The sequence below is a fragment of the Sphingobacterium sp. 1.A.5 genome (genome assembly GCF_002734235.1).
In the GTDB taxonomy this organism is placed as follows: domain Bacteria; phylum Bacteroidota; class Bacteroidia; order Sphingobacteriales; family Sphingobacteriaceae; genus Sphingobacterium; species Sphingobacterium daejeonense.
Map to the genome: position 1 here is coordinate 39427 of NZ_PEBA01000014.1, position 12923 is coordinate 52349.

Sequence of the window (12923 nt, forward strand, 5' to 3'; positions counted from 1 at the left end):
ATAATCAAAATATAATAGGAAAGGAGCTGAAAAATAAAAACAGCTCCTTTTTCTATTAATGATTATGAAATAAAGCCTTTGACATATTGTCGAGTAATATCATGTTGTGGACTCAACAATATTTGTTCTGATTTTCCAAATTCTACAACTTCACCATTGTAAAGAAATAAGATATAATCCGATACCCGTCGAGCCTGACGCAAGATATGAGTTACCAATACGATTGTATAATCTTGTTTTAAATCAATTAGAAGATTCTCGATTACTTGTGTAGAAATTGGATCTAGTGCAGAGGTAGATTCATCCCCAAGAATAATTTCCGGTTCTACAGCTAAACCTCGAGCCAAACAAAGCCTTTGCTGCTGACCTATTGAAAGTTTAGACGCCGAACTATCAAGTCTATCTTTAACTTCCTCCCACAAACCAACATTTTTGAGCTGCTGCTCCACAATATTTTTTAATGATTTCTTATCTCTGTTCCCGTGTATCCTCGGTCCATATGCAATGTTGTCAAAAATTGACATAGGCAGTGGAAAAGGTTTTTGGGAGAGCAATCCCATTTTTTTGCGTATATGGGTTACCTCAGCATTCGGACCATAAATATCCTCACCATTCACTAAAACTGACCCTGTGACTTGAACGTCAGTAGAATCATCCAATAGCCGGTTTAAGGTCTTCAGCAAAGTTGTTTTGCCACAACCAGATGGTCCAATAATGGATGTAATACAATTATTGGGAATCTCAAGATTGATGTTTTTTAGAATATGCTGATCTTCTACATAAACATTTAAATCCTTGATCTGTATATGTGGGTTAACCTGATGGATTATACCCGATGCTTTTTCTGTTTCGATGCTAGGTATTGCGTACATATAACGATAACTAAAATGATGATTGTTAAAATAAGTGCTGAAGCATAGGCGCGGCCTTGTACCTCAGGTATTGGACTGCTTAATTGAAAAAATATAGCTAAAGGCAAAGTCGCAGTAGGCTCGTCTAGATATAATGGAATGTTATCACTAAAACCTGTCGTCAATAATACACCTGCAACATCTCCGATAGCTCTTCCAAAAGCCAACAGAATTGCAGTAAACAACCCCGGTTTGATGTAGGTTAGCATTACTTTGGCAGATTCCCAGCGAGTAGCGCCAAGTGAAGTTGTAATATGGTTCAAATCCCCTGGAATCGTCTGAATCAGTTCATCAATGGTTCGAACAACAATTGGAATAGTTAATAAAGTAATAGTAATAACTCCGCCAATCAAAGATGCCCTGACACCAAGCCATACCATAATACTAAAGGCTATGGCGCCATAAACAATAGACGGAATACCAAACAATACATCAAATATCAGCTTCGAAAAGTTAGAGATTTTAGACCCTTTCTTTGCATAAACATTCAAATAAATACAAATAGGAATTCCTATCAACGTTGCTAATAATGTAGATAGCCCAGCCAAGTATAGAGAACCAAGAATAGCATTCAATATGCCGCCTTCCTTTCCAATATAAAAACCACCCTGGGGTGTTTTGGTAATCATATCCAAACTCAAATAGGGAAGACCCTTATAAAGAATCGTACCTATAATAAAAAATAAAGAACCTGTAATAATTATTCCAGATGCTTGCATTAAGACCTTGGCAATTTTCTCCTTTCTCAGCCTTCTTTGGATATTACTCATATGTTTTTGGTCTCCATTTTCTTTAAAATGCCTCGTGAAATTAAATTAAAGCCTAGAATGATCACAAATAGCAACAATGCCGCAAACATCAATGCAGAATCATATAATGGGATAGACATCATTTCTCCAAAATTATTGGCAATTAATGCTGGGAGAGGATAACCTGCATCAAATAACGACTGGGGTATCTTTGGGATATTCCCACAAACCATTAAAACCGCTATAGTTTCTCCAAAGGCTCTTGAAACTGCCAATACAATCGCTGCCATAATGCCTGGACGAGCTTTCTTTAATATTACTTTTTGAATTGTCTCTAATTTAGTAGCTCCTAATGACAGAGAAACAGATCGCAGTTCCTTAGGAATGGTCTGTAATACTTCCACCATGATACTCACCATTATCGGAAAAATCATCACAGCAAGTACAATTCCGCCAGAAAAAACCGAATATCCTGTCGTGCTAATCCCAAAAATGGGAGCTACATAATTTCCAATCAATGGAACCACAAATAATACCCCCCAAACCCCATATAAAACAGGCGGAATGGCAGCAAGGATATTAACCAATGGGAGTACAAAGTTTCTCAATCTATTTCCAGCGTATTCCACTAAATAAACAGATGCTGCCAAGCATAAGGGAACGGCTATAATTAAAGATATCAATGTGACCCATACCGTACCCATAATAAAAGGTAAGAAACCAAAATTGCCTTTCATTGGTGACCAAATACTGCTCCCAAGGATGGTCCAAATGGATTCTGTAGTGATTAATGGCTCAGATTTTATACTCAAACCTATGACAATGGCCAAAATCACAACAAGACTAATTCCCAATAAAAGCCCCGATAGATTTCTAATTATTTTGTCTTTTATTAATCTATAATTCACTCGCCGATAGTTTATTGATTTCTTTATTTATTAATTCCTTTTCTAATGGAACAAATCCATTCTCCAATAGATAACCCTGCTGTTTTGGCGACATGACAAAACGAACGAATTCCGCCATTAATTTGGACTGTTGATTTTTGTTTAAGACAAACATCAACTCTCTGGATGGCGGTGAAGGATATTTACCTAAGGCAACAGCATTCGTAAGACTGTCCAATTCTGTGTAAAAACTCTCATTTTCATCAATTTTATGATCCGAATTGACATCAAGAGGTAAAGCAACAATGTTATCTGTAGTCTTCTTTGTTTTCAAATCAAATACATAATTGATATTGTTGAATCCTATGGCTAAAGGGTTATCTTTTATTGCTTGGGCGAGTCCTGGATCCCCAAAAATGCCAACGCCCTTCAGTTCTTCCTGTGTACCTCCTAAATATTTTGCCCATGTTTCAGCAGCTCCAGCAGCATCAGATCGAACGTAAACCTCTATATTCTTATTTACAAAACCCGGTTCTATATCGCTCCATTTTTTGATACTCCCCGTTATAAATATACCTTTCAACTCTTTTTGGCTCAAGCCCCGCTTCAATAATTCATCGATGTTTGGATGCGCACTGTTTAAGGTGCCAATCACAGCATCATTGGCAACTATGATTGGAAAAGCTCCCCGTTCAAGCTCAATAGGATGAAGATCCCTAGAAACTAAACCTATATCAACCATATTCGATAATACATCTGATATTCCTTTTCCTGCTCCTCCAGCAGAAATATTGAAGCGGACATTCGGATGTATTTTTTTGAAATCTTCGCTCCATAATACTGCAATAGGGTAAAGTGCAAAAGCACCTGAAATCGAAATAGTGCCTATAAATCCTTTCTCCTTATCATACCCCTGATCAATTTTTGGAGAACAAGAAAATGTTACAAAAATCAATAAAATACTGAATGACAATGTTTTAATATAAATATATAGACCCTTTTTGAACATTATTTTTGATTAATTACACAAATATATAGTAATTTGGTAGACTTTGTATAGTTATTTTATAATTATTTTATACATTTGTCAAAGAAACATTAACGATAACCTAAACAAAGGGGTGTTTATTTGCCTTTTTAATAATAGAAGAGAGAATGCAGAGCTTTAGGACAGAATTAGAAAATCCTGTGGTGGAACAGGAAATAATCGAACTAGAAAAGAAAATAAGAGCTTTTCAACAAGGGGAATTACCCGAAGAAAAATTCAGATCCTTGCGTTTAGCGAGAGGAGTTTATGGCCAGAGACAGGCCGGTGTACAAATGGTGAGAATTAAATTGCCTTTTGGAAGAATTACGTTTAAACAAATTCTAAAAATCGCCGATATCTCGGATGAATATGCTAGCAAAAATCTGCATTTAACTACAAGACAAGACATACAAATTCATTATGTTAGTCTGGACAAAACTCCAGAATTATGGGCAAAACTTGCTGAAGATGATATAACATTAAGGGAAGCCTGTGGGAATACTGTTCGAAATGTTACTGCTTCTCCAACATCAGGAATTGACCCTGATGAACCATTCGATGTTTCACCATATGCACAAAAAACATTCGAATATTTCTTGAGAAACCCCGTATGTGCCGAAATGGGCAGGAAATTCAAAATGTCATTTTCATCCAGTGACAAGGATACCGCATTCTCTTATATCCATGACTTTGGTTTCATCCCCAAGATAAAGGTTGTTAATGGAGAAGAAATCAGAGGGTTTAAAGTGATGCTTGGTGGTGGGCTAGGAGCTCAACCAATATTGGCCCACGAAGTTTATGATTTCTTGCATGAGGATGATTTTATTCCTTATATAGAAGCAACCTTGCGTGTATTCGACAGAAACGGAGAAAGAAATAACAGAAATAAAGCTAGGTTTAAATATTTAGTTCAAAAATTAGGCTTAGACACGGTCTTAAACCTAATTGAAGAAGAAAAAATAGCCATTAAAAACAAAAAAGTAATTGTTGATAGAGAATCAATACAGCAACCTGTTGCACCAAAAGATCTAATTCAAGAGGAAGTTCCAGAGGATTTGCTTGGATTTGAACTTTGGAAGGCTACAAATACGTTCGAACAAAAACAAAAAGGATATTTTGGAGTATATGCTAATATCCAAACTGGAGACATCTCAACTCAAAAGGCTCGTAAATTGGTTGATGGCCTAAGAAAGCATATTGCTGATGACATTCGTATAACTCAAGATCAAAATCTTCTGTTTAAGTATGCTAGAAAGGAATCATTACCTGCTATCTATAATTTATTATTAAGCTTAGGCTTTGCGAAACCAGGTTATAATAGTACAGCCGACATAACAACTTGCCCAGGAACTGACACTTGTAATCTAGGAATTTCCAATTCAACTGAAATGGCCCGTGTCCTAGAAAATTATATCCATGAATTTCACCAAGATTTTATCACAGAAAAAGAACTGAAAATTAAAATTTCAGGCTGTATGAATTCATGTGGTCAACACGGTTTGGCTCATATCGGTTTTCATGGTAGTTCTGTAAAAGTAAATGGAAATGTAGTTCCTGCCGCTCAAGTGATGATCGGTGGAGGAACATTAGGTGATGGTAAAGGAAAAGTGGCAGAACGTGTAATCAAAGTCCCTACTAAAAGAGTTCTTCAAGTAGTTGACTTTATACTTACTGATTTTAAGCAAAATAAACTAGTAGATCAGAAGTTCCTAGCATATTACGAACAACAAGGAAAGGACTATTTTTATAAACTTTTAAAACCTTTGGCAGACCTGACTAATCTGACTGCAGATGAACACATCGATTGGGGACATGAAGAAACTTTTGAAACTGCAATCGGTGTGGGTGAATGTGCGGGTGTAGTAATTGATTTAGTGGCAACCTTGTTGTTGGAAGCTGAAGAAAAAATTGATCTCGCTGAGGTAGCATTAGAGAAAAATCAATATGCAGATGCTATTTATCATGCTTATAGTGCATTTGTTTGGACAGCAAAAGCATTGTTGTTAGACAAAGGGATAAATGCTTCCACACAATCTGCTGTAATACAAGAGTTTGATGTACATTATGTAAATGAAGATTATTTTCAATTTTCATCTTCTTTTACAGACCGTGTGTTTCAAATAAATAAATTTGAGCCATCTGAAGAATTTGCAAAAACCTACATTTTACAAGCAAGAGCTTTTTGTCTTGAAGCAAAAGCGCGCAGGGAAGAATGGCGATTAGTTAACCAATAAGAGAGGAGAGAAATGAAGGAAATTAAACCATTTGTAACTTTAGTAGGTGCAGGTCCAGGGGATCCTGAACTTATTACATTAAAAGGGATAAAAGCCATTCAAAATGCTGACGTAATATTATATGATGCACTAGTAAATGAAGAATTGCTAGAATTAGCAGATGAGAATTGTACGAAAATATATGTAGGCAAAAGAGCTGAACAATTATCTACTTCACAGGAACAGATCAACCAATTACTAGTTGATTATGCATTGACACATGGACATGTCGTAAGGCTTAAAGGCGGTGATCCATTTGTATTTGGCCGAGGTGGTGAAGAAATTGATTACGTTAGACAATTCAATATTCCTACAGCCGTTGTGCCCGGACTTTCTTCATCAATAAGCCTAACCGGACTGCAACAAATTCCATTGACTTATAGAGGAATTTCTGAATCTTTTTGGGTAATAACTGGCGCAACGAAAGCAGGATTTTTATCAGAAGATTTATACAAAGCTGTAAACACTAATGCTACAGTGGTTGTTTTGATGGGATATGCTAAGTTAAAGGAAATCATTGATTTGTATACTGATAATGGGAAAGGAGAACTCCCAATTGCATTAATACAAAACGGTTCTCTTCCAAATGAGAAAATTGTTCTGGGCAGAGTAGAAAATATCCTGGAAAAAGCTCAAGCCTCAGCAATTGGGGTGCCGGCAATCATAGTATTGGGAGAGGTAGTTGCAAAACATCTCGAGTTTGAACAGATTAAAGAAGAAATACAAGTATTAGAATTTTAATGAATACTCTTTTTCCAATATATATTAAACTTGATCAAGTCCAAACTTTGCTTGTCGGAGCAGGACCCGTTGGATTGGAAAAAATTCAAGCTATAATATCCAATTCTCCCGATGCAAGAGTTAAAGTCGTAGCCGAAAAAGTTTCAACGGAATTTTATGAATTCATTGCTGATAAACCGTTAATTGAATTATCTAATCGTTCATTTAGTCCAGTTGATTTGTTTGAAAAACAACTAGTTATACTAGCAACAAATAATCCGAAATTGAATAATCAAGTTAGAGAATTATGTACAAAACATCATATCCTTTTGAATGTTGCTGACAAGCCATCATTATGTGATTTTTATCTCGGATCTGTTGTTCGAAAAGGTAATTTGAAAATAGGGATTTCTACCAATGGTAAATCTCCCACAATCGCTAAAAGACTTAAAGAATTCTTAAATGAATTATTGCCCGAAGAGATAGAAGAAACTTTGAACCTGATGTCGGATCTGAGAAATCAAATTCAAGGGGATCTAAAACAAAAAATAGAGGTGTTAAATGCGCATACGGAACAATTAGTAATCAAAAATGAATATGATCGAGCAAATTAAATCAGAATTAAAAGGAGCGGATGCTCGATCAATAATACAATATATTGATGAGCATTTTGGACAAGACGCTGTTTTTTCAACTTCATTTGGAATTGAAGATCAGGTTATCACTCATATGATAGCGGAACAAAAATCTAAAGTATCCATCTTTACTTTGGATACTGGCAGATTATTTCCAGAAACATATTACGTGTGGAACAGAACTTTAGACTTATATAAGTTAAAAATCAAAGCTTACTATCCAAATTCTCAATCTGTAGAAAGATTATTGGAAGAAAAAGGACCTTCCAGTTTTTATAATTCTGTTGAAGACAGAAAAGAATGCTGTCAAATTAGAAAAATAGAACCTTTGAAACGGGCAATCGCAGGCTTCAAAGTTTGGATTACGGGCATACGTGCTGAACAATCGCAGAATAGGGACCAAATGGAGAACGTGGAATGGGATGAGGTTAATCAAATTATTAAAATCCATCCACTCTATAATTGGACTTTGAAAGAGGTAGAAAGTTACCTAAAGACCAATTATGTACCTTATAATCCATTACATGATAAGGGTTTTATAAGCATTGGTTGCCAACCTTGTACAAGAGCAGTGCAAGATGGTGAGGATTTTCGCGCTGGTAGATGGTGGTGGGAAGACCAATCTAAAAAGGAGTGTGGGTTACATGTGACACATAAATAATATTTTAAAAAATGGATTACTTAGATCATTTAGAAGCGGAAGCTATATATATATTGAGAGAAGTGGCCGGACAATTCGAAAATCCAGCACTTCTGTTTTCAGGTGGAAAAGATTCAATCACATTGGTGCATTTAGCAAAAAAAGCTTTTAGACCAGGAAAATTTCCTTTTCCTCTTGTACATATTGATACTGGTCATAATTTTCCAGAAACAATTCAATTCCGAGATTGGCTCATCAATGAAATTGGTGAAAAACTAATTGTTGGATATGTTCAAGACAGTATCGACTCCGGAAAAGTTGTTGAGCAAAAAGGAAAGAATGCAAGCAGAAATGCATTGCAAACAGTAACTCTTTTAGAAACGATCGAAAAAAATGGTTTCGATGCCTGTATTGGTGGAGCTCGGAGAGATGAAGAAAAGGCTCGTGCAAAAGAAAGAATTTTCTCTGTAAGAGATGACTTTGGACAATGGGACCCAAAAAGACAAAGACCTGAGTTATGGAATATTTTTAATGGGAAGATCCAAAAAGGTGAAAATGTGCGTGTTTTCCCAATTTCTAACTGGACTGAGCTAGACGTTTGGAATTATATAAAAAGAGAGAAAATTGCCCTGCCTTCTATCTATTTCTCTCATAAAAGAGATGTAGTCTTTAGAAATGGTCAGTGGATGGCAGCTGATCCAGTTCTGCAAATCGACGATGCTGATATAGTAGAACATAAATCAGTGAGATTTAGGACTGTAGGGGATATGACCTGTACTGCTGCTGTCGATTCAATAGCTGTGGAGCTGGATAATATCATCGATGAAATAAAAGCTTCAACAGTCAGTGAAAGAGGTGCAAGACTTGATGATAAAGTATCAGAAGCTGCCATGGAGGATCGTAAAAAACAAGGGTATTTTTAAAGACTATTAAAATTAAGAAAATGAATATATTGAAATTCTTAACTGCAGGATCGGTAGATGATGGAAAAAGTACTTTGATTGGTAGGCTCTTATACGATACCAATTCAATCTTAGATGATCAATTAGAAGCTATCCAAAAAGCAAATCGAAAAAATGATGATGGAACTATTGATCTGGCAATTCTAACGGACGGTCTAAAAGCGGAAAGGGAACAAGGAATTACAATCGATGTAGCCTATAAATATTTCCAGACCGACAAAAGAAACTTTATAATAGCAGATGCCCCAGGTCATATTCAGTATACCAGAAATATGGTGACAGGTGCATCAAATTCTGACTTAATTATTATCTTAATTGATGCTAGAAAAGGTGTTATAGAACAAACTAAAAGACACTCATTTATAGCCAAATTATTGGGCCTGAAAAAAGTATTGGTTTGTGTGAATAAAATGGATATGGTCGATTATGAATTGGCAGTATTTGAAAACATTAAAACCGATTATTTAGCGCTGGCAAACCGTTTAGGATTAGAAGATGTTGATTTTATTCCAGTTTCAGCCCTAAAAGGCGATAATATTGTCAATAAATCCCAAAGAATGCCTTGGTACCATGGAGCATCATTATTGAATTATTTGGAAGAAATTGAATTTGTAGAGGCTAAAAATCAAGGTTGGAGATTTCCAGTTCAATGGGTGGTTAGACCTCAAAGTGCTGATTTACACGATTATAGAGGGTATGCCGGTCGAGTGTTAGGAGAGGGGCTAACAGTAGGAGAAGAGGTGTTGGTACTTCCTAATGGCTCTAGAACAAGGATAAAGTCCATCGAATTAAACGGAGAACAATTGCAAGAAGCTCAAAACGGATCTTCCGTTATTGTACATTTACAGGATGAAATAGATATTTCAAGAGGTGATTATATTATAAGCGCTAACCATCCAGCAAGAACTGAAAAATCTTTTGAAGCCAACATATCATGGTTTGAAAATAAGGAATTGGACACGAGCCAAATATATCTATTACAAACGCACTCTAAAGTCAGCAAAATTAAAATCCCAGAAATATTATTCAAATATGATATTCATAATCAAGAACAATTATACAATCAATCAATCGGACTAAATGATATTGGCCGTGTGGTTATTAAATCTGCAGATGAAATCATCTTTGATAAACAAAATGAATTCTTAGAAAACTCTAGAGCTATTATTATAGATCCTAGGACAAACATAACTGTAGCAGCAGCTATTTTATAATAAACAAACAAGTAAACAAAAAATGAAAAAGCTTCACTATAATATAATGAAGCTTTTTCTGTATAAAGAGGTGAGTATTTAAAAACATCTATTTAACATAATATAAATTATTTGACAAATAGCTTGTTTCTAATTCATGCTTAGATACTATTAAATATGAGTAAATTTACTCCTTGTTACGTCTAAACCTAATTTCTGTATTGATACTATTAATATTCTTCCAATATGTCAATGTTATAATCAGGAATATCAAAGGAAATAATAAATAGATTTTGAATTCATCTACTAAATATACATATAGACTTATCATCGAAAAAAAACCGAATAAAAATAAATGCAAATTCAGAAGTCTCTTATTTTTCTTTTTTGCTTTATAGAGCTTGTCAATTGATAAATCATTGAGTTTATTTCCATTCATTATTTGCTGCAGCTAATTCCGATTTATTGACTAATAATAATTTAGGGGTAAATTTATTAATTTTTATGAATATAAATCCGCAAAAATCAAAAAGCTTTCATTTTATTGAAAGCTATAGGTATGAATGAAAATTAATACTTGCTGATTACTGTTTTTTCGTAGTAAGGCGGTAAACACCAACTTCGAATTCATCTGGAGTCATCGCTACAATTTGGCTGCGATTAATTACAGAATTTAGCTCACTCGCTACAATTGTTTTCTTATCATTTATGCGAATAGAATCCTCAGGACTACCGACTTCAAGCCAACTCGTGTTGCTCAAAATATAATAATGCTCATCAATTTCAAAAAATGAATTTTCATTATTCAGACGAATTTGAGCCAATCTATCTTTAAAATGCTTTTTCTTTTTTATATCTTCAAGTTTATCAAGGGTTTGATCATAAGATAAATCACCTGGAGAAACATCTGTAAACCCTTTGTTATTGCCTGATTTCAATCCAACCAAATAATTAACACCATTTTTGTACAAGGATGGCTCCCATTTTTCCATTGAATTGATATTGTTGAATCCAGGCTTACTAAACATCACTTTTAAACCATCTTTCGAAGATGAATTAAAATTGATATCACTCTCGAAAAAACCATCCTTGTTTGTGGAGGTTAGCACTTTATTATTGTAAGATATTTTGACATCTTTGATTGGCAAATAACTTTCAGAATCAATAACAACGCCATAGATTCTTGTAGTCTTGTTTAAATGTTCCTGACCAAAAACAATACTTGTCAAAAAACAAAATGTAATTATTGACAATAAATTTTTCATAGGGCTTGAATTATAAATTCAACTCAAGATAATATGATTATTTCATTTTTTGAAATTTTATTATTAACAACGACATAATTGTTGATATAATACCCTATTTCAATTTATTTGCCTCAACCCTTTCTTCCATATATTAATAGTCTTTTGAAAGCATAAATTGCCGGATATTTATGGAAGTGATTTTCAATCTTTTCTTTATAGGCTGTCACAAAATTTGTCTTCTCCTCCCCTTCCAATAATTCTAGATAAGGAATAAGTGCTGATCCCGAAATAAACTCCAATAATTGGTCGGCGTTCTCCCCAATTATTGGATATACTTTTTGCATGATGTCTATTTCTTCAATATCATTTTCAAATAGTATTTGTGCATATTCATCCATAGACAAAACAGGAGATTCACGAACAAAATTATTAAATAACTTTGCGTATCGTTCTTCCTGTACCAATTCAAGAAGCAGTTGATTTAACACATTGTCAGTTTGTACAGGCATTTGAATAGCCAGTTGACCATCGGGATTTAACAGATTAATCACCTTAGGAAATAATTCCTGATGATTGTCCAACCATTGCAATGCCGCATTACTGAAAACCAAATCCCATTTAGTATCCGAATGAACAGCATCTTCTATGCTTTGAAGCTGGAATTTTAACCTGTTGTTTTCATATTCCTTTGATTTTTCCAACATTTCATCAGAAGAATCAATTCCTAAAATACTAGCACTCTTAAATCGATGGGTTATGGTAGCCGTTTGTTCACCGGTTCCACATCCCAAATCTATCCCCTTCATATCTGGAACCTCCTCAATTAAGGATAGAAGGTCATAAAAAGGCTTAAAACGAATATCTTTATAACGATTGTATATTTCTGGATTCCAAGGCATAATTTTTTTACTTAATAAACGAATTTTATTTGAAATTCAATATATAAACAAACCAAAAAATTTCAATAGTTATTAACTAATATTTCTTTTTGATTCGTTCCTGTTAATCTATTATTGATTATATTAGATTAGTCAAAAAAATAGATTTCAGCTGTTTACAATATTTTAAAGATGTATGAAAGAAAACAGGAAATTACCTTCAATGGACCGACATACTATAGGCCCACCAGCGGATATTCCAATCCTAAAATATTATGAAGGAATATTTGATACAGTATTTGTTTCATTAAATCCATTTGCACAAATTTTAGATTCTTCAAATTACACGCTCGAAAATTTTTGGGAAGAAGACTTAAATGAAACATGGAAACAGCATTTACTGAAAAATCCAAATCCTGTTACGTGGAAGAATATTGTTGAAATTTCCAGTTTAAAAAATATCAATGAGATTGACATAGCGCTAAGAACCTCTATTTTGGGACAGTAGCGTCCTAAACGAGGGAAAAAATGGCGGTGGATTTATACAGCAGGGAATGCTATATTTAATTCGCCAAAATTGATCCATCGCCATGGTAAATATAAACGTATTCTCTCAGATTTTGGGACTCGTAGATCGGAACATTTTCAAAAAATTGGTTCACGAACATCAATCTGACAAACATCACAAGGGCATCAACAGTTGGACGCATTTTGTGAGCATGCTATTCTGCCATCTCTCTTCGGCAGATTCGGTTCGTGACATTTCTAATGGACTCCGCAGCACTACTGGCAACATGAACC

The 12923-nt window shown here is 34.6% G+C and carries 14 protein-coding genes; 8 read left to right on the forward strand and 6 right to left on the reverse strand.

Going from position 1 to position 12923, the window contains the following annotated elements:
- Positions 1-62: 62 nt before the first annotated feature.
- Genes CRT24_RS08925 through CRT24_RS08940 form a run of 4 tightly spaced genes read right to left on the reverse strand, consistent with a single transcriptional unit; the run spans position 63 to position 3556 of the window.
- On the reverse strand, positions 63-872 hold the full coding sequence (locus tag CRT24_RS08925; RefSeq protein WP_099370900.1) for a phosphate ABC transporter ATP-binding protein: 810 nt from the start codon (positions 870-872) through the stop codon (positions 63-65).
- The gene (locus tag CRT24_RS08930; RefSeq protein ID WP_099370901.1) at positions 827-1681 is read right to left on the reverse strand and encodes a PstA family ABC transporter permease; all 855 of its coding nucleotides are present in this window, start codon (positions 1679-1681) and stop codon (positions 827-829) included. Before CRT24_RS08930 ends, CRT24_RS08925 begins: the two co-directional genes overlap by 46 nt.
- Complete coding sequence (gene pstC, locus CRT24_RS08935) at positions 1678-2568, reverse strand: phosphate ABC transporter permease subunit PstC (protein ID WP_099370902.1); 891 nt, start codon at positions 2566-2568, stop codon at positions 1678-1680. The genes CRT24_RS08930 and pstC overlap by 4 nt, the downstream gene beginning before the upstream one ends.
- The gene (locus tag CRT24_RS08940) at positions 2558-3556 is read right to left on the reverse strand and encodes a PstS family phosphate ABC transporter substrate-binding protein (RefSeq protein WP_099370903.1); all 999 of its coding nucleotides are present in this window, start codon (positions 3554-3556) and stop codon (positions 2558-2560) included. The genes pstC and CRT24_RS08940 overlap by 11 nt, the downstream gene beginning before the upstream one ends.
- 146 nt (positions 3557-3702) lie before the next feature.
- On the opposite strand from CRT24_RS08940, the gene CRT24_RS08945 reads away from it, so the two are divergent.
- From CRT24_RS08945 to CRT24_RS08970, 6 genes are read left to right on the forward strand one after another with little or no spacing between them, the layout of a single operon-like run.
- A complete protein-coding gene (locus CRT24_RS08945; protein WP_099370904.1) occupies positions 3703-5808 on the forward strand; it encodes a HEPN domain-containing protein in 2106 nt (701 codons plus the stop codon).
- A gap of 12 nt (positions 5809-5820) precedes the next feature.
- A complete protein-coding gene (gene cobA / locus CRT24_RS08950; RefSeq protein WP_099370905.1) occupies positions 5821-6588 on the forward strand; it encodes a uroporphyrinogen-III C-methyltransferase in 768 nt (255 codons plus the stop codon).
- Entirely contained in the window at positions 6588-7181 is a 594-nt protein-coding gene (locus CRT24_RS08955) for a bifunctional precorrin-2 dehydrogenase/sirohydrochlorin ferrochelatase (protein ID WP_099370906.1), read from the forward strand. The genes cobA and CRT24_RS08955 overlap by 1 nt, the downstream gene beginning before the upstream one ends.
- A complete protein-coding gene (locus CRT24_RS08960) occupies positions 7159-7863 on the forward strand; it encodes a phosphoadenylyl-sulfate reductase (protein WP_180269099.1) in 705 nt (234 codons plus the stop codon). The genes CRT24_RS08955 and CRT24_RS08960 overlap by 23 nt, the downstream gene beginning before the upstream one ends.
- 11 nt (positions 7864-7874) lie before the next feature.
- Positions 7875-8765, forward strand: a complete 891-nt coding sequence (cysD, locus tag CRT24_RS08965) for a sulfate adenylyltransferase subunit CysD (RefSeq protein WP_099370907.1) — start codon at positions 7875-7877, stop codon at positions 8763-8765.
- 20 nt (positions 8766-8785) lie between these two features.
- A complete protein-coding gene (locus CRT24_RS08970; RefSeq protein ID WP_099370908.1) occupies positions 8786-10018 on the forward strand; it encodes a sulfate adenylyltransferase subunit 1 in 1233 nt (410 codons plus the stop codon).
- Positions 10019-10581: 563 nt separating this feature from the next.
- Here the strand turns inward: CRT24_RS08970 and CRT24_RS08980 are convergent.
- Entirely contained in the window at positions 10582-11262 is a 681-nt protein-coding gene (locus CRT24_RS08980) for a hypothetical protein (protein WP_099370910.1), read from the reverse strand.
- Between the two features lie 113 nt (positions 11263-11375).
- Positions 11376-12143 (reverse strand): methyltransferase domain-containing protein, encoded by a 768-nt coding sequence (locus CRT24_RS08985; protein WP_099370911.1) that lies wholly within the window; start codon positions 12141-12143, stop codon positions 11376-11378.
- Between the two features lie 175 nt (positions 12144-12318).
- Between CRT24_RS08985 and CRT24_RS08990 the strand changes: the two genes are divergently transcribed.
- Both CRT24_RS08990 and CRT24_RS08995 read left to right on the forward strand, forming a co-directional pair.
- Positions 12319-12630, forward strand: coding sequence for a DUF2711 family protein (locus CRT24_RS08990; RefSeq protein WP_099370912.1), 312 nt, complete (start codon positions 12319-12321; stop codon positions 12628-12630).
- 82 nt (positions 12631-12712) lie between these two features.
- Positions 12713-12923, forward strand: a 211-nt coding sequence (locus CRT24_RS08995; RefSeq protein ID WP_144034517.1) for a DUF4372 domain-containing protein, incomplete at its 3' end; no start/stop codon positions are given.